General features: G+C 66.5%; 23 protein-coding genes. 22 read left to right on the top strand and 1 reads right to left on the bottom strand.

Translation table 11 applies throughout. The annotated features are described in order from the left end of the window. Positions 1–46 precede the first annotated feature (46 nt). The 5 genes from flgF (at position 47) to flgJ (ending at position 4,461) form a co-directional block, all read left to right on the top strand. Positions 47–787, top strand: a complete 741-nt coding sequence (flgF, locus tag AC51BJ_RS17590; RefSeq protein WP_019917305.1) for a flagellar basal-body rod protein FlgF — start codon at positions 47–49, stop codon at positions 785–787. An 18-nt stretch (positions 788–805) separates the two neighbouring features. Further along, positions 806–1,588, top strand: a complete 783-nt coding sequence (gene flgG / locus AC51BJ_RS17595) for a flagellar basal-body rod protein FlgG (protein ID WP_024300873.1) — start codon at positions 806–808, stop codon at positions 1,586–1,588. 20 nt (positions 1,589–1,608) lie between these two features. Continuing rightward, the gene (locus tag AC51BJ_RS17600) at positions 1,609–2,307 is read left to right on the top strand and encodes a flagellar basal body L-ring protein FlgH (protein ID WP_020165448.1); all 699 of its coding nucleotides are present in this window, start codon (positions 1,609–1,611) and stop codon (positions 2,305–2,307) included. An 88-nt stretch (positions 2,308–2,395) separates the two neighbouring features. Then, entirely contained in the window at positions 2,396–3,493 is a 1,098-nt protein-coding gene (locus AC51BJ_RS17605; protein ID WP_496281090.1) for a flagellar basal body P-ring protein FlgI, read from the top strand. Further along, the gene (flgJ, locus tag AC51BJ_RS17610; protein ID WP_430434724.1) at positions 3,493–4,461 is read left to right on the top strand and encodes a flagellar assembly peptidoglycan hydrolase FlgJ; all 969 of its coding nucleotides are present in this window, start codon (positions 3,493–3,495) and stop codon (positions 4,459–4,461) included. The genes AC51BJ_RS17605 and flgJ overlap by 1 nt, the downstream gene beginning before the upstream one ends. Positions 4,462–4,495: 34 nt before the next feature. On the opposite strand, the gene AC51BJ_RS17615 is transcribed toward flgJ, so the two are convergent. Then, positions 4,496–4,945 (bottom strand): hypothetical protein, encoded by a 450-nt coding sequence (locus AC51BJ_RS17615; protein ID WP_430434723.1) that lies wholly within the window; start codon positions 4,943–4,945, stop codon positions 4,496–4,498. Between the two features lie 133 nt (positions 4,946–5,078). Between AC51BJ_RS17615 and flgK the strand changes: the two genes are divergently transcribed. The 17 genes from flgK (at position 5,079) to folC (ending at position 24,106) form a co-directional block, all read left to right on the top strand. Further along, positions 5,079–7,022: a flagellar hook-associated protein FlgK gene (gene flgK, locus AC51BJ_RS17620; protein ID WP_496281091.1), complete on the top strand. Its 1,944-nt coding sequence runs from the start codon at positions 5,079–5,081 to the stop codon at positions 7,020–7,022. 11 nt (positions 7,023–7,033) lie between these two features. Further along, positions 7,034–8,326 carry a flagellar hook-associated protein FlgL gene (gene flgL, locus AC51BJ_RS17625; RefSeq protein WP_496281092.1) on the top strand — a complete coding sequence of 431 codons (1,293 nt, stop codon included), beginning with the start codon at positions 7,034–7,036 and terminating at the stop codon, positions 8,324–8,326. A 2-nt stretch (positions 8,327–8,328) separates the two neighbouring features. Next, positions 8,329–8,784 carry a hypothetical protein gene (locus AC51BJ_RS17630; protein ID WP_430434719.1) on the top strand — a complete coding sequence of 152 codons (456 nt, stop codon included), beginning with the start codon at positions 8,329–8,331 and terminating at the stop codon, positions 8,782–8,784. A gap of 42 nt (positions 8,785–8,826) precedes the next feature. Further along, positions 8,827–9,984: an MFS transporter gene (locus AC51BJ_RS17635; protein ID WP_430434718.1), complete on the top strand. Its 1,158-nt coding sequence runs from the start codon at positions 8,827–8,829 to the stop codon at positions 9,982–9,984. 70 nt (positions 9,985–10,054) lie between these two features. Beyond that, on the top strand, positions 10,055–11,461 hold the full coding sequence (gene leuC / locus AC51BJ_RS17640; protein WP_496281093.1) for a 3-isopropylmalate dehydratase large subunit: 1,407 nt from the start codon (positions 10,055–10,057) through the stop codon (positions 11,459–11,461). Positions 11,462–11,490: 29 nt separating this feature from the next. Next, positions 11,491–11,613 (top strand): entericidin A/B family lipoprotein, encoded by a 123-nt coding sequence (locus AC51BJ_RS17645; RefSeq protein ID WP_019917319.1) that lies wholly within the window; start codon positions 11,491–11,493, stop codon positions 11,611–11,613. Positions 11,614–11,633: 20 nt separating this feature from the next. Beyond that, a complete protein-coding gene (gene leuD / locus AC51BJ_RS17650) occupies positions 11,634–12,272 on the top strand; it encodes a 3-isopropylmalate dehydratase small subunit (RefSeq protein ID WP_496281094.1) in 639 nt (212 codons plus the stop codon). Positions 12,273–12,290: 18 nt separating this feature from the next. Continuing rightward, positions 12,291–13,364: a 3-isopropylmalate dehydrogenase gene (leuB, locus tag AC51BJ_RS17655; RefSeq protein ID WP_496281095.1), complete on the top strand. Its 1,074-nt coding sequence runs from the start codon at positions 12,291–12,293 to the stop codon at positions 13,362–13,364. A 21-nt stretch (positions 13,365–13,385) separates the two neighbouring features. Then, the gene (asd, locus tag AC51BJ_RS17660; protein ID WP_496281096.1) at positions 13,386–14,501 is read left to right on the top strand and encodes an aspartate-semialdehyde dehydrogenase; all 1,116 of its coding nucleotides are present in this window, start codon (positions 13,386–13,388) and stop codon (positions 14,499–14,501) included. A 140-nt stretch (positions 14,502–14,641) separates the two neighbouring features. Then, positions 14,642–17,515, top strand: a complete 2,874-nt coding sequence (locus AC51BJ_RS17665) for a motility hub landmark protein FimV (RefSeq protein WP_496281097.1) — start codon at positions 14,642–14,644, stop codon at positions 17,513–17,515. Between the two features lie 181 nt (positions 17,516–17,696). Beyond that, positions 17,697–18,329: a hypothetical protein gene (locus AC51BJ_RS17670; protein WP_496281098.1), complete on the top strand. Its 633-nt coding sequence runs from the start codon at positions 17,697–17,699 to the stop codon at positions 18,327–18,329. 4 nt (positions 18,330–18,333) lie between these two features. Continuing rightward, positions 18,334–19,128, top strand: a complete 795-nt coding sequence (truA, locus tag AC51BJ_RS17675; RefSeq protein ID WP_496281099.1) for a tRNA pseudouridine(38-40) synthase TruA — start codon at positions 18,334–18,336, stop codon at positions 19,126–19,128. A 38-nt stretch (positions 19,129–19,166) separates the two neighbouring features. Next, positions 19,167–19,781 carry a phosphoribosylanthranilate isomerase gene (locus tag AC51BJ_RS17680; RefSeq protein WP_496281151.1) on the top strand — a complete coding sequence of 205 codons (615 nt, stop codon included), beginning with the start codon at positions 19,167–19,169 and terminating at the stop codon, positions 19,779–19,781. Beyond that, a complete protein-coding gene (trpB, locus tag AC51BJ_RS17685; protein WP_496281100.1) occupies positions 19,756–20,988 on the top strand; it encodes a tryptophan synthase subunit beta in 1,233 nt (410 codons plus the stop codon). The genes AC51BJ_RS17680 and trpB overlap by 26 nt, the downstream gene beginning before the upstream one ends. Positions 20,989–21,052: 64 nt before the next feature. After that, on the top strand, positions 21,053–21,865 hold the full coding sequence (trpA, locus tag AC51BJ_RS17690) for a tryptophan synthase subunit alpha (RefSeq protein WP_496281101.1): 813 nt from the start codon (positions 21,053–21,055) through the stop codon (positions 21,863–21,865). Then, the gene (accD, locus tag AC51BJ_RS17695) at positions 21,862–22,731 is read left to right on the top strand and encodes an acetyl-CoA carboxylase, carboxyltransferase subunit beta (protein ID WP_019917332.1); all 870 of its coding nucleotides are present in this window, start codon (positions 21,862–21,864) and stop codon (positions 22,729–22,731) included. The genes trpA and accD overlap by 4 nt, the downstream gene beginning before the upstream one ends. 55 nt (positions 22,732–22,786) lie before the next feature. Continuing rightward, a complete protein-coding gene (gene folC, locus AC51BJ_RS17700) occupies positions 22,787–24,106 on the top strand; it encodes a bifunctional tetrahydrofolate synthase/dihydrofolate synthase (RefSeq protein WP_496281102.1) in 1,320 nt (439 codons plus the stop codon). Positions 24,107–24,113 lie beyond the last annotated feature (7 nt).

Raw genomic sequence — 24,113 nt, forward strand, 5'->3', positions numbered from 1 at the left:
GATCTGCCCGGAGCTTGGAGTCATCACAAATGGATAGAGATCTGTCATGGACCGCGTGATCTACACCGCGATGACCGGCGCGAAATGGACGATGGAGCGCCAGGCTTCGGTCGCCCACAACCTCGCCAATGCATCGACCACCGGCTATCGCGCGGAGGAACATCGTCTGCGTGCTGTTCAGGTGCAGACCGAGGCGTTCGCGTCGCGCGCCTTCGTCATCGACGCCAGCGTCAAGAACGACTACACGCCGGGCGCGCTGCAGCAGACCGGGCGTTCGTACGACATGGCGATTCAGGGCAAGGGCTGGTTCACGCTGGCCATGCCTGACGGCACCGAGGCCTACACGCGCAACGGCCACTTCCAGGTCAGCCCGACCGGCATCCTGCAGAACCATGAGGGTATTCCTCTGCAGGGCGAGACCGGTCCGATCACCGTGCCGCCGGACACCGAGGTGACGCTGGGGGCAGACGGCACGCTGTCTGCCGTGCAGCGCACCGGCGGCGTGAACCAGGTCAACCCGATCGGCCGTCTGAAGCTGGTCGATCCGCCCGAGAACACACTCAAGCGCGGCGACGACGGCTTGTTCCGCTCGACTGCACCCGGACTGCAGCCGCAGGCACAGAACGTGCGTGTCGTCGGCGGCTACCTCGAAGGCAGCAATGTGAATGTGGTCGATCAGGTGGTGGCAATGATTTCGCTGTCCCGCCAGTTCGAGATGCAGACCAAGATGCTGCAGACCGCCGAACGCAACGACCAGGCTGCCTCGCAGGTTCTGGGCAACAACTGACAACCGGAGTAACCGACCATGATTCGCTCGCTGTGGATTGCCCGCACCGGCATGGATGCACATCAGACTCAGCTCGATGTCATCACCAACAACCTCGCGAACGTCAGTACCAACGGTTTCAAGCGTGCCCGCGCTGTGTTCGAGGATCTGCTGTACCAGACCATGCGTCAGCCGGGCGCGCTGAACACGCAACAGAACACCATTCCGTCGGGCCTGCAGATTGGTACCGGCGTGCGTCCGGTGGCGACCGAACGGATCCACACGCAAGGCAATATCCAGCAGACCGGCGGCACGCTGGACGTGGCCATCCAGGGCGAAGGCTTCTTCCAGATCCAGATGCCGGACGGCACGCTGTCTTACACCCGCGACGGCGCCTTCCAGAAGGACGCGCAGGGCGTCATGGTCACTTCAAGCGGCTTCCCGGTGCAGCCGCAGATCACCATTCCGGCCGATGCGGTGTCGGTCACCATCGGCCGTGACGGCGTGGTGAGCGTGCTGCAGGCCGGCCAGAACGCGCCGACCCAGATCGGCCAGCTGCAACTGGCAACTTTCGTGAATACCGGTGGCCTGCAGAGCGTCGGCGAAAACCTGTTCGTCGAAACCGCCTCCAGCGGCGTGCCGACGCCGAACACCCCGGGCACCAATGGCGCCGGCCTGCTCAATCAGGGCTTCGTCGAAACGTCGAACGTGAACGTGGTCGAGGAACTGGTGAACATGATCCAGACCCAGCGCGCCTACGAAATCAACTCGCGCGCCATCCAGACGTCGGACCAGATGCTGGCCCGACTGACCCAGCTGTAAGAGATCCGGCGGAGACCACCATGAATGCCCAACGCCTTCACCTTGCCGCCCGCTGCGCAGGTTTTGCCGTGGTGCTGGTCGTGGCGGCAATGCTTGCCGGCTGCGTCACGACGACGCCGCCGACCGCGGTGCATCAGCCGATGTCGGTGCGTCCGGAACCGCGTCCGCAGTATCAGACCAACGCTGGCGCGATCTTTCAGCCGGGCGCCGTGCGACCGCTGTTCGAGGACCGTCGCGCGCGCATGGTCGGCGACACGCTGGTGATCAACCTGAGCGAGCGCACGCAGGCGGCGAAGAAGTCGTCGAGCTCGGCTGATCGCTCGCAGGACATCGAGGTCAGCGTGCCGCGCATCGCCGGCGTGCCGCTCAAGGGCGCACAGGGCATCGGCGTGCAGGCGAACAGCGAGAACGTGTTCGCCGGCAAGGGCGCGTCCTCGGCCGACAACAACTTCACTGGCACCATCACCGTCACCGTGATCGAGGTGCTGCCGAACGGCAATCTGCTGGTGTCCGGTGAGAAGAAGGTCGCGATCAACCAGGGCGACGAGTACATCCGCTTCTCCGGCGTCGTGAATCCGACCCAGGTGACCGCGGCGAACACGGTGCAGTCGACCCAGGTGGCCGATGCGCGCATCGAGTACCGCGCCACCGGCTATATCGACGAGGCGCAGGTGATGGGCTGGCTGGGGCGCTTCTTCCTGAGCTTCCTGCCGCTGTGATGAGGAATCAGCCCTCTTTTCCGGCCATCGGGTTCCTGGTCGCCGGCGTATAAAAGGCACTGTACTGCCGCCCGGAAGGCGAACTGAAATGAAGCGCTTCATCACATTCCTCGTACTTGCATGGCTGGCCGCGCTGCCCGCCAGTGCCGAGCGCATCAAGGACCTGGCGTCGCTGTCGGGCGTGCGCAACAACCAGCTGGTCGGCTACGGCCTGGTGGTCGGCCTCGATGGCTCCGGTGACCAGACGACGCAGACCCCCTTCACCGTGCAGAGCGTGATCAACATGCTCGGCAACATGGGTGTGACCTTGCCGCCCGGGCAGAACCTGCAGCTGAAGAACGTCGCTGCGGTGATGGTGACCGCCAGCCTGCCGCCCTTCGCGCGGCCCGGTCAGGCGATGGACGTGACCGTGTCGTCAATGGGCAACGCCAAGAGTCTGCGCGGCGGCACCCTCGTGATGACGCCGCTCAAGGGCGCGGACGGCCAGATCTACGGCATGGCCCAGGGCAATGTGGTGGTCGGCGGCGCCGGCGCCTCGGCCGGTGGGTCGTCGGTCACCATCAATCATCTGTCCGTGGGCCGCATTGCCGGTGGCGCCACGGTCGAGCGCGCGGTGCCGACGGCGGTGGGCGAGGGCGATTTCATCAATCTCGAAACCCACACCACCGACTTCGGCACCACGCAGCGCATGGTCGATGCGATCAACGGCAGTGCCGGTCCCGGCACCGCGGTGGCGGTCGACGCCCGGCGTATCCAGGTGCGCGCACCGCTGGACCCGAACCAGCGCGTCGCCTTCATGAGCCGCATCGAGAATCTCGACGTCACGCCGGCGCAGCAGGCCGCCAAGGTGATCGTCAATTCGCGCACCGGTTCGGTGGTGATGAATCAGGCGGTCACGCTGGACAGCTGTGCGGTCGCACACGGCAACCTGTCGGTGACCGTCAGTTCCGAGCCGGTGATCAGCCAGCCGGCGCCGTTGTCCGGCGGGCAGACCGTGGTGGCGGAACGCAACCAGATCGACATCCAGCAGGAAGGCAGCGCGCTGATCAATGTGAAGAAGGGCGCCAACCTGTCTGAAGTCGTTCGTGCGCTGAACGCGCTGGGGGCCAATCCGCAGGATCTCATCATCATCCTGCAGGCGATGAAGGCGGCCGGTGCCCTGCGCGCCGAACTGGAAGTGATCTGATGGAGAACGCCGCGCTCAACACGCTGGCCGCCGACGTGCGCGGCCTCGACGTGCTGCGCCGCGCGGCGCGCGACAACTCCCCGGAGGCGCTGAAGGCGGCAGCCAAGCAGTTCGAGGCGATGTTCCTGCAGGTGGTGATCAAGTCGATGCGCGAGGCCTCGCACGGCGACGAACTGTTCGGCGGTCAGGAAAGCAAGATGTACCAGGACATGCTGGACCAGCAATGGGCCCAGGTCATGACCGAAGGCGGCGGTACCGGTCTGGCGCGCGTGCTCGAACGGCAGCTGTCGGCGAACGCGAACAGCGCCGATACCTCGGTGAGGCCCGAACTGAAGCCGCTGTCCGAGGCCGGGCTGTTCCAGGGCCTGCCGCGGATGCCGGCAGCGGCAAGCTCTGCCGCCCTGCGGCAGAGTCTGCAGCCGGGTGAAGCAGCCGCTGCCGCCGACCTCGAAGCGGCATTGGCCGAACTTGCGCCGGTCAGGACGCGCGATGTGCCGGAGCACGCGCGTGCCTTCGTCGAGCGGGTATGGCCGGCCGCGCTGTCGGCCAGTCGTGCGACTGGCATTCCGGCGCAGTTCCTGGTTGCCCAGGCCGCGCTCGAAACCGGCTGGGGCCGAGCCGAACTGACGTCGGCCGACGGTACGCCCAGCCACAACCTTTTCAATATCAAGGCCGGCAGCAGCTGGCAGGGGCAGACCGTCACCGTTTCGGCCAGCGAGTTCATCGACGGCCGCTGGACCAAACAGACGGATGCCTTCCGCAGTTACGGCTCCTACGAAGAAAGCTTCGCCGACTACGCCCGTCTGTTGCAGAACCAGCCGCGCTACGCCCGCGTGCTCGGTGCGCAGGACGCCGGCAGTTTCGCCCGCGGCCTGCAGCAGGCGGGTTACGCCACCGACCCGGCTTACGCCGACAAGCTCGAACGCATCATCAAGGGCCCGTTGCTGCGCGCCGCCTTGTCGGGCTGATCCTGCGGGCGGGGCGGTAGCGCCGGCCCGCCGCTCACGGCAGCAGCTCCAGACAGCGCGCACGGATCAGGCTGGCCTGCCGGGCCGCACCCGCATCCAGAAGCGCCTTCTCGCAGGCCAGCAACGCACGGCGCACGCCCGCCTCGTCGGTGGCGTCGCGCAACAGCGGCTTCAGCGCGTCGGTCTGTCCGCGCAAGGCGCGCTCCACACTTTCGATCAGGTAGAGGCGGGCCAGCGCCAGCGACTTCCGCCCGGTGGAGGCGACCGGCGCCGGGCGCTCGATGTCGAGCAGTCCGAGTTCGATCAGCCTGGTCAACGCGGCCGCCGCATCCGTGTCGCCGCTGGCCGCCCGGCCGAGAGCGGCAAGCAGGCCGGCAAAATCCTGCCGCCCGTCGGCGACTATCAGCACCGCGCGTTCGAGCGGTGTCAGCCGGTGTGCCCGCCGGACCACCTCGGCGCGTCCGGCCGATGTCTTGAAAGCCACGTCCGTGGCCGATATGCGATGAGCGGGAGTGACCATCCCCGACATTGTTCCAGCCCAGTGTGACGCCCATAAAACGGAGCTGGCAAAGCTCTTGCTTTGACGTGTCCCAAGCACTCTGACGAGACGGCACATCATGGGAACGCAGCTCTACAGCATCGGCATCTCCGGACTGAATGCGGCACAGGCCGCGCTGGTCACGACCGGTCACAACATTTCGAATGCGGCGACCACCGGCTACACCCGGCAGGAAGTCATCTTCGGCACCAACGATCCGCAGCAGACCGGCGCCGGCTTCTTCGGCCAGGGCGCACGGATCGAGACCGTGCGCCGTATCTACAGCCAGTTCCTGACGGCCCAGGTGATGGAGGCGCGTACGCAGAGCGCCGAGTACAACGCCTACGCCGACCAGATCGGCGCCCTCGACAACCTGCTTGCCGACGCCGACGCCGGCATGTCGCCGGCGATGTCTGGCTTCTTCGACGCGCTGCAGAGCGTGACTGCCTCGCCCACCTCGCTCGCCGCCCGGCAGTCGGTCATTTCGGCTGCACAGGCCATGACCGCGCGCTTCAATGCGCTCGATCTGCGGCTGGACGAGGTCCGTACCGGTCTCAATGGCGAAATCTCCGGCACGGTCGAGGAAATCAATCAGCTCGCGACGCAGATCGCCCGCTACAACAACCAGATTGCCGTGGCCGAGGCGAGCACCGGTCCGACCCGTCTGGCCAACGACATGCTCGACATGCGCGAGCGGCTGATCAGCCAGCTGAACGACCTGGTGCGTGTGACCCAGCTGCAGCAGAGCGATGGCTCGATCAATCTATTCATCGGCAACGGTCAGCCCGTCGTCGTCGGTGGCAGCGCCTTCCTGCTGACCGCCGGACCGTCGGTCGAGGACGCCAGCCGTACCGAAGTCACCTACACGGCCCCCGGCGGCACCGTGCTGCGCATGCAGGAATCCGCGCTCAGCGGCGGCAAGCTCGGCGGCCTGCTGGCCTTCCGCCGCGAAACGCTGGACGAGGCGCAGAACGCGCTCGGCCGGGTCGCCATCGGCATGGCGGAGCAGTTCAATGCGCAACACCTGCTCGGTCAGGATCTCAATGGCGCGCTCGGCACCGCCTTCTTCAATACCCTGTCGGGCAGCGCGCTGCCGGCAAGCACCAACGACACGGTCGCTGCGGCGCAGGTCAACGTGACGATCAACGATTCGTCCGAACTGACCACCAGCGACTACCGTCTGCGCTACGACGGCGCCAACTACACGCTCACCCGCCTGTCCGACAATGTGAGCTGGACTGCGGCGACCCTGGGCGGTCTGCCGCCTGCCGGCAGCCCGCAGGGCTTCACGCTGGATTCGGGCGCCACCACGCTGGCTGCCGGCGACAGCTTCCTGATCCAGCCGACGCGCAACGGCGCCTCGGACATCCGCACGCTGCTGTCGGACCCGCGCATGCTGGCGGTGGCGATGCCGATCAGCACTGCGGCCAGCCTGAACAATTCCGGCTCCGGCAGCATCAGTGCCGGTACCGTCACCTCGACCACCGGCCTGCCGTTGGGCGGCCCGATCACGCTGACCTTCGACGCCGCGACCAATGTGTTCAACGTGACCGGCGGGCCGGGCGGCACCATCGCCTACAACCCGGCCACCGATTCGGCCGGCGCCAGCTTCACCTTTGCCGGACAGGGCGGCTTCACCTTCCAGCTGTCGGGAATTCCGCGCGACGGTGACACCTTCACCATCCAGGCCAATGCCAGCGGTCAGGGCGACAACCGCAACCTGCTGGCGCTGGCCGCGCTGCAGGATGCGGACACGCTGGCCGGCGGCACCACCGGTTTCCAGGGGGCTTACGCGCAGATGGTGGCCGAGATCGGTTCGCAGGCACGCGAAATCCAGGTGAACCAGAAGGCACAGGACGTGCTGCTGTCGCGTGTCACCGAGTCGCAGCAGTCGCTGTCGGGCGTCAATCTCGATGAAGAAGCGGCCAATCTGCTCCGTTATCAACAGGCATACCAGGCGTCCGGCAAGATGATTGAGATCGCCAGTCGGCTGTTCGATACCGTGCTGCAGCTGGGCGGCTGAGGAGAGTTGTAATGCGTGTTTCGACCAATACCATCTATGAGACCGGCACATCGGGGCTCGTGCGTCAGAGCGGCGACCTGTTCAGGCTGCAGCAGCAGTTGTCGACCGGTCGCCGCGTGCTGGCGCCCTCTGACGATCCCGTGGCGTCGGCGCGTGCGCTCGAAGTCGAGCAATCGAAGTCGATGAACGACCAGTTCGCGATCAACCGTCGTGACGCCACCAGTGCGCTCGGCTTTGCCGAATCGCAGATCGCCACGGCCGGCGACATCCTGGCGACCATACGCGAGCGCCTGATCCAGTCGCGCAGCGCGGCGCTGGCTGATTCCGACCGCAAGGCGATTGCCACCGACATCCGCGCGATGTTCTCCGAAGTGATGGGTATCGCGAATTCGCGCGATGCGTTCGGCGACTATCTGTTCAGCGGCTACAAGAGCACGACCCAGCCCTTCTCCGGCAGTGTCGAGGCCGGTGTTAGCTACGCCGGCGACGATGGTCAGCGCGAGGCGCAGGTGGGCAGCAATCGCCGTCTGGCAATCAGCGATTCCGGCGCCAACGTGTTCATGCGCGTGCCCTCGGGCAACGGCAATTTCTCGCTGACGCCGGACCCGGCGAACCGCGGCACCGCCGTGCTCGACGCCGGCAGCGTCACCGACATGAGCGCGTGGAACGATCCGGCCAATTCGGGCGACTTCGAGGTCGTATTCGCGGTGTCCGGCGGCACGACCACCTACGACATCATCGACAACGCGAGCGGCAATTCGCTGCTGACCGGCGCCGCACCGGGCGGCGCGCCGCTGCCGCGGACCTTCCTGCCGGGCGACGTGATCAACTTGCGTTCGAACGGCGGTTCCGAGCCGCCCTTCAATTTCGGCGCTCGCTTCTCGATGACCGGTGCGCCGGCCGACGGTGATCGCGTGTCCCTGGAGATCAGCACTTCGCAGAGCGTGTTCGAAACCATCGGCGACGTGATCCTCGCGCTCGAGCAACCCGCGTCCGGCGACGCGAATGCGCTGGCCAAGGTGAGCAATGCGATCGGCTCGGCGATCTCGAACATTGATCAGTCGACCGACAACCTGCTGACCGCGCGCGCGCGCATCGGCGCCCGGAGCTCCGAACTCGCGGCGCTCGATTCGCTCGGCGAGGAGGTGAATCTGCAGTTCGAGTCCTCGCTGTCGAACCTGCGCGACCTGAACTACACCGAGGCGCTGAGCAAGCTCACGCAGCAGCAGGCGTATCTGCAGGCGGCCCAGCAGTCCTTCCTTAAAGTGTCCGGCCTGTCGCTCTTCAACTTCATCGGAGCCTGATCATGACGGCACGCCTGTCCGCAGCCTTGCTTGCCGCCACGCTGGCGGCGGCCTGTTCGTCGCTCGATCGCTCGTTGCCAAGTGCGACCAGTTCCGTCATTCCGGATACCAAGCTGCGCTTGACGCCGGGCTACACGACGACGCCGGAAAAGCTCATCTACTTCGCCGGTGCTGCCTATCTCGCCTACGTCGTGCTCGATCCGATGGCGCCGAACTGGACCATCGAGGAGGCGCAGCTGTCCGAGGACACCTACTACCTCGGCATGAAGAAGATGCGCACGCGGCCGGGCGGCGAGGGCGAGGCGCGCATGGTGTTCCGCCGGCGTGCCGAACAGCTGGCGCGCGCTGGCGGCTACGCCGGCTACGACATCGTCAGCTACAGCGAGGGCATACAGTCCGAACTGGTCGCGCAGCGCATCGGCGAAGGGGTGATACAGCTGCGCCACGGCACGCGCTGAATCGCCGCCGGCCGCGCTGCCGGCTGCGGTACACTTCGCCCGATGCCGCTCCCCTACTGGCGACTGTCCGCCTACTACCTCTTCTATTTCGCCTTCGTCGGCGCGTTTTCCCCGTACTTCGGGCTCTACCTGTCCTCGATCGGCTTCTCCGCCGCCGACATTGCCATCGTCATGTCGCTGATGCAGGTGATGCGCATCGTCGCGCCCGGCATGTGGGGCTGGCTGGCCGATCGCATCGGTGCGCGTACGCCCATCATCCGTGGTGCCGGTGCGGCCAGCCTGGTCGGTTTCCTCATTTTCTTCAGTACCGAACAGTTCATTGGCGTGTTCGTGGCGATGGCGCTGATGTCCTTCTTCTGGAGCGCGTCGCTGCCGCTGGTCGAGGCGCTGACGCTGGAGCACCTGAAGTCGAAGGTGGCCCGCTACGGCGCCATCCGCGTATGGGGCTCGATCGGCTTCGTCATCACCGTGCTGGCGCTGGGTGAAATGCTGGACCGTACCGGGCTGCGCGCCGTGCTTTGGGCCTGCAGCCTGATACTGGGCGGCATCTGCCTGTTCGCCTTCAGTTTGCCTGAGGCGCCGGAACACGCCGACCGTCCGCGCGCCACCGAGGGCCTGCGCGACATCCTGCGTCGCCGCCCGGTGGCGGGCCTGTTCGGCGCCGCCTTCTTCATGAGCTGTGCGCACGGCGCGCTGTATGTCTTCTATTCCATCCATCTCGACGAGCACGGTTACAGCAAGAGCCTGATCGGCGCCCTGTGGACGCTGGGCGTACTGGCCGAGATCGCCGTTTTCCTGTGGATGCCCTCGCTGATGCGCCGCTTCACGTTGCGCGCCATGCTGCTGGCGGCTCTGGCCGCTGCCGTGCTGCGCTTCTCGATGATCGGTTGGCTGGTCGATTCTCTTCCCTGGCTGCTGGCGGCCCAGCTGCTGCACGGTCTGACCTTCGGCGCCTTTCACGCCAGTTCGGTGGCTGCGCTGAACCAGTGGTTCGACGCCCGCCAGCAGGGGCGGGCGCAGGCGCTCTACGGCAGCGTGTCCTTCGGCGCCGGCGGCATGGTCGGCGGGTTGATCAGTGGCTGGATGTGGGCGCCGCTCGGCGGCGGTTGGGCCTTCGTGCTCAGTTCAGTGTTCGCGCTGGCCGGATGTCTGCTGCTGGCGCGCATGTGGCCACCGGGTGAAGTGGTCAGGAGCGGCTGATCGCTGCCGGCTGAATGCTGCGCCGCAAGGTTATAATCCCTGGTTTCGCTGATCAGCCGGAATCGTTGCAATGGCGCAAACGCTTTACGACAAGCTGTGGTCCAGTCACGTGGTGCATACCGAGGATGACGGTACCGCACTGCTCTACATCGACCGTCACCTGGTGCATGAAGTCACCAGCCCGCAGGCCTTCGAAGGTCTGCGACTGGCCAATCGCAAGCCCTGGCGCGTCGATTCCATCGTCGCCACCGCCGACCACAATGTGCCGACCGACCGTTCGGAGCAGGGCATTGCCGACCCGACCTCGCGTGCCCAGGTCGAAACGCTGGACGACAACATCCGCGCCTTCGGCGCCTTGGCCTATTTTCCCTTCCGCGACAAGCGCCAGGGCATCGTGCATGTGATCGGCCCGGAGAACGGTGCCACGCTGCCCGGAATGACCGTGGTCTGCGGCGATTCGCATACCTCGACCCACGGCGCCTTTGGCTGCCTCGCGCACGGCATTGGCACGTCGGAAGTCGAGCACGTCATGGCGACGCAGTGCCTGCTGCAGAAGAAGTCGAAGTCCATGCTCATCCGCGTCGAGGGCGAACTGGGCAAGGGTGTCAGCGCCAAGGACATCGCGCTCTACTTCATCGGCGTCATCGGCACGGCCGGTGGCACTGGCTACGCGATCGAGTTCGGTGGCTCGGCCATCCGCGGCCTGTCGATGGAAGGCCGCATGACGCTGTGCAATATGGCGATCGAGGGCGGTGCCCGCGCCGGCATGGTGGCGGTCGACGACACCACCATCGACTACCTCCGTGGCCGGCCGTTCTCGCCACGCGCAGAGCAGTGGGACCGTGCCGTCGAGTACTGGCGCACGCTGAAATCTGACGAGGGCGCGCAGTTCGACCGCGTGGTCGACATCGACGCCCGAAAGATCCTGCCGCAGGTGACCTGGGGCACATCGCCGGAGATGGTGACCGACGTGCGCGGCCAGGTGCCGGCGCCGGAAGATTTCGCCGACCCGGTCAAGCGCGAGGGCGTGGCCCGCGCGCTGCAGTACATGGGTCTCACGCCGCGTACGCCGATCGACCAGATCCGCATCGACAAGGTGTTCATCGGCTCCTGTACCAATTCGCGCATCGAGGATCTGCGCGCCGCAGCCCGCGTGGTCGACGGCCGCCGCGTCGCCGACAACGTGAAGCTGGCGCTGGTGGTGCCGGGTTCCGGTCTGGTCAAGGCGCAGGCCGAGGCAGAAGGGCTGGACAAGGTGTTCAAGGCGGCCGGTTTCGAATGGCGCGAGCCGGGCTGTTCAATGTGCCTGGCGATGAACGCCGACCGGCTGGAGCCGGGCGAGCGTTGCGCGTCGACCTCGAACCGCAATTTCGAAGGTCGCCAGGGGGCCGGCGGGCGCACGCATCTGGTCAGCCCGCAGATGGCAGCGGCGGCGGCGATCGCCGGTCGTTTCGCCGATGTCCGTGAAATTGTCTGAATGACTGTCTGATCGAGGAAAAGCAGAACATGAAGCTGATTGCCGTGATCCTGAGCGCGATGACCCTGATGCTGGCCGGCTGCAATACCGTCGAAGGCATCGGCAAGGACATCAAGAAGGGTGGCGAGGCCATCGAGAAGTCCGCGAAGTAAGCGGCGAAACAAGGACAGTCATGAAAGCATTCACCACTCTTGACGGCCTGGTCGCGCCGCTGGACCGCGCCAACGTCGATACCGACGCCATCATTCCGAAGCAGTACCTGAAGTCGATCAAGCGTTCGGGCTTCGGCCCGACGCTGTTCGACGAATGGCGCTACCTCGATGTCGGCGAGCCGGGTCAGGACCACTCGAAGCGTCCGCTGAATCCGGACTTCGTGCTGAACCAGCCGCGCTTCCAGGGTGCCAGCGTGCTGCTGGTGCGCGAGAACTTCGGCTGCGGCTCGTCGCGCGAGCACGCGCCGTGGGCGATTGAGGACTACGGCTTTCGCGCGATCATCGGCACCACCTTCGCCGACATCTTCTACAGCAACTGCTTCAAGAACGGCCTGCTGCCGATCCGCCTGCCGGAGAGAGAAGTCGAGCAGCTGTTCCTGCAGTGCGCCGGCACGCCGGGCTACCGCCTGCACATCGACCTCGACAAGCAGGTGGTGGTGCGCCCGGATGGCCACGCCATCAAGTTCGACGTCGATGCCTTCCGCAAGTACTGCCTGATCAACGGTTTCGACGACATCGGCCTGACCCTGCGTCAGGCCGACAAGATCCGCGAGTTCGAAGCGCGTCGCCGCATCGAACAGCCCTGGCTGTTTGCCTGATTCCTACTGGAGCAATCCGTGAAAGTCTGTGTTCTCGCCGGCGACGGCATCGGTCCCGAAATCACCGCCGAAGCGCTGCGCGTGCTGGAGGCCCTGCGCAGTGACGGCCTGAAGATCGAATTCGAGCACGCGCTGCTCGGCGGCGGCGCAGTGGACGCCACCGGCGACCCTTATCCGGACGCGACCTCGAAGCTGGCGCGCGAAGCCGACGCCATCCTGCTCGGCGCGGTCGGCGGCCCGAAGTGGGACACGCTTCCGCGCGAACAGCGCCCCGAGCGCGGCCTGCTGCGCATCCGTGCCGAACTGGGCGTGTTCGCCAATCTGCGCCCGGCCATCCTGTATCCGGAACTGGCCAACGCCTCGTCGCTGAAGCCGGAAATCGTGTCCGGCCTGGACATCCTGATCGTGCGCGAACTGACCGGTGACATCTACTTCGGCCAGCCACGCGGCATCGAAGTGCGTGACACCCCGTGGGGCGAACAGCGCGTCGGCTGGAACACCATGATCTACGCTGAAGAAGAGATCCGCCGCATCGGCCGCGTCGCCTTCGAGGCGGCGCGCAAGCGTGGCAAGAAGCTCTGTTCAGTCGACAAGATGAATGTGCTCGAGTGCACCCAGCTGTGGCGCGAAGTCATTTCGGACATGGCCAAGGACTATCCGGACGTCGAACTGAGCCACATGCTGGTCGACAACGCGGCGATGCAGCTGGTTAAGGCGCCCAAGCAGTTCGACGTGGTGGTGACCGGCAACATGTTCGGCGACATCCTGTCGGACGAGGCATCGATGCTCACCGGGTCCATCGGCATGCTGCCGTCGGCCTCGCTCGACGCCAACAACAAGGGCCTGTATGAGCCCAGTCACGGTTCGGCGCCGGACATCGCCGGCCAGGGCGTGGCCAATCCGCTGGCCACCATCCTGTCGGCGGCGATGATGCTGCGCTACAGCTTCGGCGACGAAGCGTCGGCCGTGCGCATCGAGAACGCGGTACGCAAGGTGCTGGCCCAGGGCTACCGCACCGGCGACATCTTCGAACCGGGCACGACCCGGGTCGGAACGAAGCAGATGGGCGACGCCGTACTCGCGGCCCTGTAACGGACGGACAAGGAAACGGACATGTTGAAGCTCGGTATGGTGGGTTGGCGCGGCATGGTGGGCTCGGTGCTCATGCAGCGCATGCGCGAGGAAAACGATTTCGCGCTGGTCGAACCGGTGTTCTTCACGACATCCAGCGTCGGCGCCGCCGGCCCGGACGTGGGGCAGGGCAGTGCGCCGCTGCTGGATGGGACCGACGTCACCCAGCTGGCGAAGATGGACGCCATCATCACCTGCCAGGGCGGCGACTACACCAACGAGGTGTATCCGAAGCTGCGCGCCGCCGGCTGGAAGGGCTACTGGATCGACGCCGCCTCCGCGCTGCGCATGAAGGACGACGCCATCATCATCCTCGACCCGGTCAACATGGGCGTGATCAAGGACGGTCTGGCGCGCGGCGTGAAGGACTACATCGGCGGCAACTGCACGGTCAGCCTGATGCTGATGGGCGTCGGCGCGCTGTTCTCGGCCGGTCTGGTCGAGTGGATGAGCGCCATGACCTATCAGGCGGCGTCGGGCGCCGGTGCGCAGAACATGCGCGAACTGCTGAGCCAGATGGGCACCTTGCACAACGTGGCGGCACCGATGCTGAAGGACAACGCCTCGGCCATTCTCGACATCGACCGCGCAGTCACCGACAGTCTGCGCAGCGCCGATTTCCCGAAGGCCCAGTTCGGGGTGCCGCTGGCCGGCTCGCTGATCCCATATATCGACAAGGAACTGGACGGCGGGCAGAGCAAGGAAGAGTGGAAGGGTCAGGCAGAAACCAACAAGATCCTTGGCCGCAGCGGTGCCGATCTCACGCCGATCGACGGCATCTGTGTCCGTGTTGGCGCGATGCGCTGCCATTCGCAGGCGCTGACCATCAAGTTGAAGCGCGATGTGCCGTTGGACGAGATCGAAAGCATGATCCGCGAAGCCAACGCCTGGGTGAAGTTCGTGCCCAACCATCGCGAGGACAGCATGCGCGACCTGACGCCGGCAGCGGTCAGCGGTTCGCTGACCATTCCGGTCGGTCGCGTACGCAAGCTCAACATGGGGCCGGACTATCTCGGAGCCTTCACCTGCGGCGACCAGCTGCTGTGGGGGGCGGCGGAACCGCTGCGCCGCATGCTGCGTATCCTGGTCGAAGCCTGACGTAGCACCCGACACGCTGCTTCACCGCAAGCAGCGTGTCGTAACAGACAGTTTCGCAACATAAAGCGACTGTTTAGCTTGCAGGGCTAAGACCATGATGTTATTTTGAGATTTGGGTTTTAGCGCGCGAGGAAAACGCGGTGCGTCATAGCGATAAAAAACATTCGATCCGCCTGCTGACCGCGCTGCTGTCGGCGTTGCCGCTGTCCGTCGGGGCAGCCGGTCTCGGCAAACTCACCGTCCAGTCTGCAATCGGCCAGCCGCTGCGCGCCGAAGTCGAACTCGCCGCCAACGCAGACGAACTTTCCTCGATGTCCGCCAAACTCGCCTCGCCGAGCGCCTTCAAGCAGGCCGGCGTCGAGTTCGCGTCCAGCCTCACCGGTGTCAGGATCGCTGTCGATAAGCGCGGCGGCCGCCCGGTGCTGGTGGTGACCAGCGACCGCGTGGTCAACGAACCCTATCTCGACATGCTGATCGAGTTGAACTGGGCCTCCGGTCGACTCGTCCGCGAGTACACCTTCCTGCTCGATCCAGCCGACATGCCGCGCCCGGCGCCGGTCGAACCGGTGGCCGTACCGGGCAGCAGCGCTTCGAGGGCCGTTGCTGCTGCGCCGGCCGCTGCACCGACCCGCGCACCGGCGGCCGATGGCACGTACGAAGTGCGCCGCGGCGACACGCTGCGCCGTATCGCCACCGAGAACGCACCGTCCGGCGTCAGTCTCGACCAGATGCTGGTTGCGCTGGTGCGCGCCAATCCGGACGCATTCGACGGCGGCAACATGAACCGTCTGCGCGCTGGCCGCATCCTCAGCATTCCCGATCAGTCGGCCGTCGAAGCCGTGTCGCCGCAGGAGGCGCGCAGCATCGTCGCCGCCCAGACCGCCGATTTCGCCGCCTACCGCGCTCGCCTGGCCGGCAGCGTCGCGACCCCGTCGTCGGCCGCCGATGCCGGTGGCCGCAGTTCCGGCGGCAAGATCGAGGCGCGTGTCGAAGACAAGGCGCCGGCCGCCGCTGCCGCCTCCGATCAGGTGCGGGTGTCGAAGTCCGCTGCCGAGTCCGGCAAGATCAGCGCGCTCGAAGAGGAAGTGGTCGCCAAGGACCGTGCGCTGAAGGACGCCAACAGCCGTCTGGCCGACCTCGAGCGCAACGTTCGTGAATTGCAGAAGATGGTGGAGCTGAAGAGCACGCCGATGGCCGAAGCGCAGCAGAAGGCTGCGACGCCGCCTGCAGCCGCGCCGGCGCCCGCACCTGCGCCAGCGCCCAAGGCGGAAGAGAAGCCGGTGCCCGACCTGATTGCCGGCGCCGACAGCAAGAAGCCGGAAGCGCCCGCTGAGAAGGCGGGGGACAAGCCGGTTCCCGACCTGATCGCGCTGGCGGACGAGAAGCCCGCCGCTGAGGCGCCGAAGGCCGAGCCGGCTCCGACCCCGGCTCCCGCTGCCGAGGCGCCGAAGGAAGCGCCGGCCGCACCGCCGGCGGCGACCGACGAAGAACCCGAAGCAGCGATCGAGGAACCCGGGCTGCTGTCCGATCCGGGTACGCTCGCCGGCCTGGGTGGCATCCTCGTACTGCTGCTTGGCTATCTCGGCTATCGCAAGTACAAGGCGAAGGCGCCCGCGCCCGATGTGTCGCCGCCGTCGACCACGGCCGGCATGGAAGCGGTGCCGGCGTCGACCTCCATCATCGGCGCGACCGGTGGTGGACAGAGCGTCGATACCAGCGCCAGTTCCATCCAGACCGATTTCAGCCAGTCCTCGCTGTCGTCAATCGACGCTGACGAGGGTGTCGATCCGGTTGCCGAGGCGGACGTCTATATGGCCTATGGCCGCGACGCCCAGGCCGAGGAAATCCTGCTCGAAGCATTGAAGAGCGAGCCCAGCCGGCACGCCATTCATCTGAAGCTGCTCGAGATCTACGCGCAGCGCAAATCGGTTAAGCAGTTCGAAACGCTGGCCACCGAGCTGTACGCACAGACCGGCGGCAAGGGCGCCGACTGGGAGAAGGCCGCGCAGATGGGTCGTGCGGTCGACCCGACGAATCCGCTCTATGGCGGTTCGCCGGAAGCCGAGCCGGACAGCGACGCACAGGCGGCGATGGCCGCAACGGTGGTCGTCGCCGGTGCCGACAAGATGCGCGATACCTGGACGCTGCCGGGCGACATAGGCCAGCTGGTTTCGGGCGATGCACCGGACGATAATCAGGCAACCGTGGCGCTGGATGCGCCGCCAGTGCTGACGGATCTCGATGTCGATGTGCCGGCATCGCCGGCCGATGCCGGTCTCGACTTCGATCTCGACGTGCCGCCGGCGGAGGCTGCACCGCAGTCGCCGACCGTCGGCGTGGCGACCACGCTGACCAAGCCGGGTGAGGAATCCGAAGGCGAATCGTCGCTGGACTTCGATCTCGGTCTCGACTTCACGGCGGACAAGCCGGAAGGCGAGGACGTAAGCACGCTGGTGCTGGAGAAGAACGTTGCCGATACCGCAGAGACGCTGGCCCAGAAGGACGCACCCGCCTTCGATCTCGATCTGTCCCTGCCGAGCGAACCGACGGCAGAGGGGGGTGAGGACGCCGCAGCGGTGGTCGATCTCGAACGCACCGACATCGGCAACCTGATCGATTTCAACTTCGACGCGGCCGACGCGCCGGTTCCGGCTCAGTCCGCCGAGCCGGTGATCGACCTGTCGGACATCAATCTCGACCTCGGCTCCGACCCGTCCACGCTCGCGACCGACGTGGTGGGTGACGTCGGCAAGGCCCTGGCCGAAGCGGCGCCGCCGGCTGACGAGCTGCCGCCGTCGGCGGTGTCGACGGTGATCAATCCGGAAGACATGCTGGGCGGCGAGGAGCCGCCGCAGACCGCGGCCGAGGAAGCCGAAACCAAACTCGAACTGGCGCGCGCCTACGAAGAGATGGGTGACAAGGAAGGTGCGCGTGAATTGCTGCAGGAGGTCGTGCGCGAAGGCACGGCCGAACAGCAGGCGCAGGCCAACGACATGCTCGGCCGCCTCGCCTGATCCGGACGGCCAGGCCGGGACGCGCTGCGTTCCGCCGGCCTTTCGTCGCGGAAAGCCGGCCTCGTGCCGGCTTTTTCGTTTGATGCACGTGCGGCGCCGCTGACGCTGATGCGCAGCCGCCGCCGGGCGCGGTATGCTCGGCGCCCTCTCTTCATCGACGGTGTCCATGCAAAGGCCTCCGATGCCGCTGCGCGTTCCGGCGGCGAAATTCCTGTCGCTGCACGGTGCCACGCTGCTCGCCATCTGGCTGGTGTGGCTGCTGGCCGGGCAAGGTGCCGCATCGCCCCGTCACGGGATCTGGGTGGCGTGCAGCCTGCTGGCGGCGAGCCTGCTCGCGCCGCGCCGTGCGCTGCACTTGCTTCGTCGCCTGCGCTGGCTGTTCCTCGCCATTGCCATCACCTTTTCGCTCGGCACGCCCGGGCGTCTGCTGATCGACGACTTCACCGCCGGGCCGACCATCGAAGGTCTTCGCGCCGCTGCGCATGCCGCGCTGCATCTGGCGGCGATGGCCGCCTGCGTGGCCGTGCTGCTCGACCGCATGACGCTGCCGCAACTGGCCGGTGCGATGCACCGGCTGCTGCACCCGCTGTCGTCCGAACGCCCGGGGCCGGATACCTTTGCGCTGCGCCTGCAACTGGTGTTGCGCGATCTGGAACAGCCGCCGGCGCGCGGCGCGTGGCGCAGCTGGCTGCATCCGCCGGACGCCGAACGGGCGCCGCTGCCGGTCGAGCCCTGTGCGCCGCTGCGTGCGGCCGACGCGCTGGCGATTGCGCTGGCGCTCGCTGTCTGCGTCACCTGGGTGAAGCTGGGGTGAGCCGATGAGGATTGCACTCGGGGTCGAGTACGACGGCGCCGGCTTTCGCGGCTGGCAGTCGCAGCCGGTCGGGCCGACCGTGCAGGACGCGCTGGAGGCGGCACTTGGTGCCATCGCCGCCCACCCGGTGCGCGTGCAGGCCTCCGGCCGCACCGACACCGGCGTCCACGCGACGGCCCAGGTCGTGCATTTCGATGCCGCCGTCGAGCGGCCTGACACCGCCTGGGTGCGCGGCTGCAATGCGCTGCTGCCGAAGGGCGTCGCGGTGCGCTGGGCGCAGCCGGTGGCCGACGATTTCAACGCGCGCTTTTCAGCGCATGCGCGCAGCTACCGCTACTGCCTCTACAACAACCCGGTGCGGCCGGCGATCGCCGCCTCGCTGGCTGGCTGGTTCCACCGCCCGCTCGACGCGGCGCGCATGGCTGAGGCCGCTGCCGTGCTGGTCGGCGAACACGACTTCTCCGCCTTCCGTTCGTCCGAGTGCCAGGCGAAGAGCCCGGTGCGCACGATGACGGCACTCGATGTCCGGCGCCGCGGTGACTGGATCACCTTCGATCTGAGCGCCAATGCCTTCCTTCACCACATGGTGCGCAACATCGTCGGTGCGCTGGTCGAGATCGGCTGTGCCCGGCGCGAACCGGACTGGATGGCCTTGCTGCTGGCGCAGCGCGACCGCCGGCTGGCCGCGCCAACCTTTGCCGCCGCCGGCCTCTATCTGGTCGGTGTCGGCTACGATGCGCACTGGGGTCTGCCGGCAGAGGGCCTCTTCCGCCTGCCGCCGGTCGGCCCGTCTGACTGAATCAACGGGAAATCAACGTGCGCAGGACTCGCATCAAGGTGTGCGGTTTCACCCGCGAAGCCGATCTCGATGGCGCGCTCGCGCTGGGCGTGGACGCCGTCGGCTTCGTGCTCTACCCGCCGAGCCCGCGCGCGGTGACGGTCGCGCGGGCGGCCGAACTGGCGCGCCGTGTGCCGCCCTTCGTCACCCGCGTGGGCCTGTTCGTCAATGAGGACGCGGCCACGGTCGAGCAGGCGGCACGCGAGGCCGCACTCGATCTGCTGCAGTTTCACGGTGACGAAAGTGCCGAATACTGCGAACGCTTCGGCCTGCCCTGGATCAAAGCGGTCCGGGTGAGGCCGGAAACGGATTTGCTAGAATGCGCAGATCGTTTCCGCGGCGCGCGGGCGTTGTTGCTCGACGCCTGGTCGGAAGCATGGGGTGGTTCGGGAAAGCGCTTCGACTGGAGCCTTATCCCGCCGTCGCTGCCGATGCCCCTCATCCTGTCCGGCGGTCTCGATCCGGACAACGTGGCCGAGGCAGTCCGCAACATTCGACCGTCGGCGGTCGATGTGAGCAGTGGCGTGGAATCGGCCAAAGGCATCAAGGACGTGGCCAGAGTGGCGGCGTTCATATCAGGAGTGGAGCATGGGGAAGCAAGATCTGCCGGCTGAGGTATCTGCCTCGGCCTACAACTATCCGGACGCTCTGGGTCATTTCGGTCCTTACGGTGGCGTGTTCGTTGCCGAAACCCTGATTGCCGCGCTCGACGAACTGCGTGTCGAGTACGACAAGCTCAAGGACGATCCGGCCTTCCGCGCCGAGTACGAATACGAACTGAAGCACTACGTCGGACGCCCGAGCCCGGTCTATCACGCCCGGCGCCTGTCCGACCACTGCGGCGGCGCGCAGATCTACCTCAAGCGCGAAGACCTGAATCACACCGGCGCGCACAAGATCAATAACGTGATCGGCCAGGCCATGGTGGCCAAGCACATGGGCAAGCCGCGCGTGATCGCCGAAACCGGCGCCGGTCAGCACGGCGTTGCCACCGCGACCATCGCCGCCCGCCTGGGCATGGAGTGCGTGGTCTATATGGGCAGCGAAGACGTGAAGCGTCAGGCGGCCAACGTCTACCGCATGAAGCTGCTGGGTGCCACCGTGGTGCCGGTCGAATGCGGCTCCAAGACGCTGAAAGACGCGCTGAACGAGGCGATGCGCGACTGGGTCACCAACGTCGCCAACACCTTCTACATCATCGGCACCGTCGCCGGCCCGCATCCCTACCCGATGATGGTGCGCGACTTCCAGAAGATCATCGGCGAAGAGTGCCTGTGGCAGATGCCGGAAATGATCCAGCGTCAACCGGACGCCGTGATCGCCTGCGTCGGCGGTGGCTCCAACGCGATGGGCATCTTCTACCCCTACATTCCCTACCCGGACGTGCGCCTGATCGGCGTCGAGGCGGGCGGCCATGGTCTGGCCAGCGGCCAGCACTCGGCGTCGCTCACCGCCGGTCGTCCGGGCGTGCTGCACGGCAACCGCACCTATCTGCTGCAGGACGAGAACGGCCAGATCATCGAAACGCACTCGGTGTCGGCCGGTCTGGATTACCCCGGTGTGGGCCCCGAGCACGCATGGCTGAAGGACACCGGCCGCGCCGAGTACGTGACGATCAACGACGACGAGGCGCTCGAAGCCTTCCACCGCATGTGCCGCACCGAAGGCATCATTCCGGCGCTGGAATCGTCGCACGCGATCGCCTACGCGATGAAGCTTGCCGCCACGATGCCGAAGGACGCCGCCATCCTGGTGAACCTGTCCGGTCGTGGCGACAAGGACATGCACACCGTGGCCGAGAAATCCGGCATCAAGTTCTGACGCGCTCCCGATCAACCTGTTGCCGGTCGGGGCGCGCAAGCGGTCCGGCCGGCGGTTTCAATACATGTCCCGAATCGCTTCCACCCTGTCCGCACTCGAATCGGCCGGCCGCAAGGCGCTGATTCCCTTCATCACTGCGGGTGATCCCGATCCTTCGCTGACCGTGCCGCTGATGCACACGCTGGTCGATGCCGGCGCCGACATCATCGAGCTCGGCGTGCCGTTCTCCGACCCGATGGCCGACGGCCCGACCATCCAGCGCTCTTCCGAGCGAGCACTGCTCAAGAAGGTGTCGCTGCGCAACGTGATCGCGGCAGTGGCCGAGTTCCGCACCACCGACACGAGCACACCGGTGGTGCTGATGGGGTATGCGAACCCGATCGAGGCGATGGGTGTGGATGCGTTTGCCGAGGCGGCTGCGAAGGCAGGTGCGGACGGCGTGCTGGTGGTCGACTATCCGCCGGATGAGTCGCACGACTTTGCCGCCAAGATACGTGCGCTGGGTCTGGACGTGATCTTCCTGGTTGCGCCGACCTCGACCGAGAAGCGCATCCAGGCGGTGGGCGAGATCGGCAGCGGCTACATCTATTACGTATCGCTGAAGGGCGTAACCGGCGCCGGCCATATCGACGTGAGCGAGGTGGCCAAGCGCATCCCGGCCATCCGCAAGTCGGTCGGTATGCCGGTCGGCGTCGGCTTCGGCATCCGTGACGGTGCGTCGGCGAAGGCCCTGTCCGCGGTGGCGGACGGTGTCGTCATCGGCAGCCGCATCATCGAGGAAATCGAAGGCAGCCCGGCAGACCAGGTGCTGCCGCGCGTCAAGGCGCTGGTCGGCAGCATCCGTCAGGCGATGGACAGCCAGGAGGTCACGGCATGAGCTGGTTGCAGAAACTTCTCCCCCCGAAGATCAACCGCAGCGAGGCCGCCGGTCGCAAGTCGGTGCCGGAGGGCCTGTGGTCGAAATGCCCCGCCTGTGAGGCAGTGCTCTACACCGCCGACCTGGCGGCCAACCAGAACGTCTGCCCGAAGTGCAACCACCACTCGCGCATGCGCGCGCGGGCGCGCCTCGACGGCCTGCTCGATCGCGAGGGGCGGTTCGAGATCGGCAACGAAGTCATGCCGGTCGATCCGCTCAAGTTCCGCGACAGCAAGCGCTACGCCGACCGCCTGAACGCGGCGGCCGACGACACCGGTGAAGGTGACGCGCTGGTCGTCATGCAGGGCGCCATCAAGACGGTGCCGGTGGTCGTGGCGTGTTTCGAGTTCGAATTCCTCGGCGGATCGATGGGTTCGGTCGTTGGCGAGCGCTTCGTCCGTGGCGTGCGTCTGGCGGTCGAACAGCGCCTGCCCTTCATCTGCATCGCCGCCAGCGGCGGCGCACGGATGCAGGAAGGGCTGTTCTCGCTGATGCAGATGGCCAAGACCACGGCTGCGCTGACCCAGCTGTCGCAGAACCGCCTGCCCTTCATTTCCGTGCTGACCGATCCGACCATGGGCGGTGTGTCCGCCAGCTTCGCCTTCATGGGTGACGTGGTGATCGCCGAGCCCGGCGCGCTGATCGGTTTCGCCGGTCCGCGCGTGATCGAGCAGACGGTGCGCGAGAAGCTGCCGGAAGGTTTCCAGCGCGCCGAATTCCTGCTGGAGAAGGGTGCCGTCGACATGATCGTCGACCGGCGCGAGATGCCGGACCGCATCGCCGGGCTGCTGGCTGCGCTGCAGCGCATGCCGGCGCTGGCGAGCTGAGCCGGCTTCGCCTAATATCCGCGTCCGCCCAGATTCCGGCCTGCCCAGCCCATTCATGTATTCGACCCTGCCCGAGTGGCTGCAGCATCTCGAAAGCCTGCACCCGAAGGTGATCCAGCTCGGACTGGATCGCGTGCTCAGCGTCAAGAAGGCGCTCGGCGTGGTGCAGACGGTGCCTGTGTTCATCGTCGGTGGTACCAACGGCAAAGGTTCGACCTGCGCCATGCTGGAGCGCATCCTGCGTTGTGCCGGCTACCGCGTCGGCACCTATACCTCGCCGCACCTGCTGGCCTACAACGAGCGCGTGCGCATCAACGGTGAGCCGGCCAGTGACGAAGCGCTGTGCCAGGGTTTCGCCGAAGTCGAGCGCGCGCGTGGCGACATCGCGCTGACCTATTTCGAGTTCGGCACGCTGGGCGCCTGGCAGGTGTTCGAGCGCGCCAATCTCGACGCCATCGTGATGGAAGTCGGTCTCGGCGGCCGATTGGACGCGGTCAATGCCTTCGACGCCGACTGCGCCATCGTCACCAGCGTCGACCTGGATCACATGGAATACCTGGGCGACACGCGCGAACTGATCGGCCGCGAAAAGGCGGGCATCTTCCGCGCCGGTCGCCCGGCCATCGTCGGCGACCCGGTGCCGCCACAGACCGTGATCGACTACGCCGAATCCATCGGCGCCGTGCTGAAGATTTCCGGCCGTGACTTCGGTTTTGGCGGTGACCGTCAGCAATGGGGCTACTGGCGGCGTGATCCCGACCGTCTGGTCAAGCGCGGCGGTCTGGGCTATCCGGCGCTGCGCGGTGCCAACCAGTTGCTGAACGCGTCTGCCGTCATCACTGCGCTCGATTCGATGTCGGACCGGCTGCCGGTCACTGTCGGCGACATCCGCCTCGGCCTGGCGACCGTCGAACTGCCCGGTCGCTTCCAGGTCATGCCCGGACGGCCGGCGGTCATCTTCGACGTCGCGCACAACCCGCACGCCGCGTCGGTGCTGAACGAGAACCTGTCCAGCATGGGTTTCTACCCGGAAACCTGGGCGGTGATGGGCATGTTGCGCGACAAGGACATCGCCGGCGTGCTCGATCGCCTGAAGGGGCGCATCGATCACTGGATGCTGTGCGATCTGGGCGGTCCGCGCGGTACGCCGGCCTCGGATATCGCAGCGATGATCGCGGAACGCGGCATTGCCGGCTCGGTCGATTGCTTTGCGTCGCCGGTCGAGGCCTGGCAGGCGACCCGGGAGCGCGTGGGGGGCGATGATAGAATCGTGGTTTTCGGATCCTTCCTGACCGTGGCCGAAGTGATGCGCGAGTACGCGCAGTCGCCGCGGCCGCCGCTGCCGGACGCCGCCACACCGCCCGCCAAGGGCTGATCCCCAC

This window comes from Methyloversatilis sp. S146-33 (assembly GCF_059552495.1).

What these genes read in the sequence shown, in the direction of transcription:
- flgF (WP_019917305.1), top strand. Translation starts at nt 47, where the DNA reads ATGGACCGCGTGATCTACACCGCGATGACCGGCGCGAAATGGACGATG.
- flgG (WP_024300873.1), top strand. Translation starts at nt 806, where the DNA reads ATGATTCGCTCGCTGTGGATTGCCCGCACCGGCATGGATGCACATCAG.
- AC51BJ_RS17600 (WP_020165448.1), top strand. Translation starts at nt 1,609, where the DNA reads ATGAATGCCCAACGCCTTCACCTTGCCGCCCGCTGCGCAGGTTTTGCC.
- AC51BJ_RS17605 (WP_496281090.1), top strand. Translation starts at nt 2,396, where the DNA reads ATGAAGCGCTTCATCACATTCCTCGTACTTGCATGGCTGGCCGCGCTG.
- flgJ (WP_430434724.1), top strand. Translation starts at nt 3,493, where the DNA reads ATGGAGAACGCCGCGCTCAACACGCTGGCCGCCGACGTGCGCGGCCTC.
- flgK (WP_496281091.1), top strand. Translation starts at nt 5,079, where the DNA reads ATGGGAACGCAGCTCTACAGCATCGGCATCTCCGGACTGAATGCGGCA.
- flgL (WP_496281092.1), top strand. Translation starts at nt 7,034, where the DNA reads ATGCGTGTTTCGACCAATACCATCTATGAGACCGGCACATCGGGGCTC.
- AC51BJ_RS17630 (WP_430434719.1), top strand. Translation starts at nt 8,329, where the DNA reads ATGACGGCACGCCTGTCCGCAGCCTTGCTTGCCGCCACGCTGGCGGCG.
- AC51BJ_RS17635 (WP_430434718.1), top strand. Translation starts at nt 8,827, where the DNA reads ATGCCGCTCCCCTACTGGCGACTGTCCGCCTACTACCTCTTCTATTTC.
- leuC (WP_496281093.1), top strand. Translation starts at nt 10,055, where the DNA reads ATGGCGCAAACGCTTTACGACAAGCTGTGGTCCAGTCACGTGGTGCAT.
- AC51BJ_RS17645 (WP_019917319.1), top strand. Translation starts at nt 11,491, where the DNA reads ATGAAGCTGATTGCCGTGATCCTGAGCGCGATGACCCTGATGCTGGCC.
- leuD (WP_496281094.1), top strand. Translation starts at nt 11,634, where the DNA reads ATGAAAGCATTCACCACTCTTGACGGCCTGGTCGCGCCGCTGGACCGC.
- asd (WP_496281096.1), top strand. Translation starts at nt 13,386, where the DNA reads ATGTTGAAGCTCGGTATGGTGGGTTGGCGCGGCATGGTGGGCTCGGTG.
- AC51BJ_RS17670 (WP_496281098.1), top strand. Translation starts at nt 17,697, where the DNA reads ATGCCGCTGCGCGTTCCGGCGGCGAAATTCCTGTCGCTGCACGGTGCC.
- truA (WP_496281099.1), top strand. Translation starts at nt 18,334, where the DNA reads ATGAGGATTGCACTCGGGGTCGAGTACGACGGCGCCGGCTTTCGCGGC.
- trpB (WP_496281100.1), top strand. Translation starts at nt 19,756, where the DNA reads ATGGGGAAGCAAGATCTGCCGGCTGAGGTATCTGCCTCGGCCTACAAC.
- trpA (WP_496281101.1), top strand. Translation starts at nt 21,053, where the DNA reads ATGTCCCGAATCGCTTCCACCCTGTCCGCACTCGAATCGGCCGGCCGC.
- accD (WP_019917332.1), top strand. Translation starts at nt 21,862, where the DNA reads ATGAGCTGGTTGCAGAAACTTCTCCCCCCGAAGATCAACCGCAGCGAG.
- folC (WP_496281102.1), top strand. Translation starts at nt 22,787, where the DNA reads ATGTATTCGACCCTGCCCGAGTGGCTGCAGCATCTCGAAAGCCTGCAC.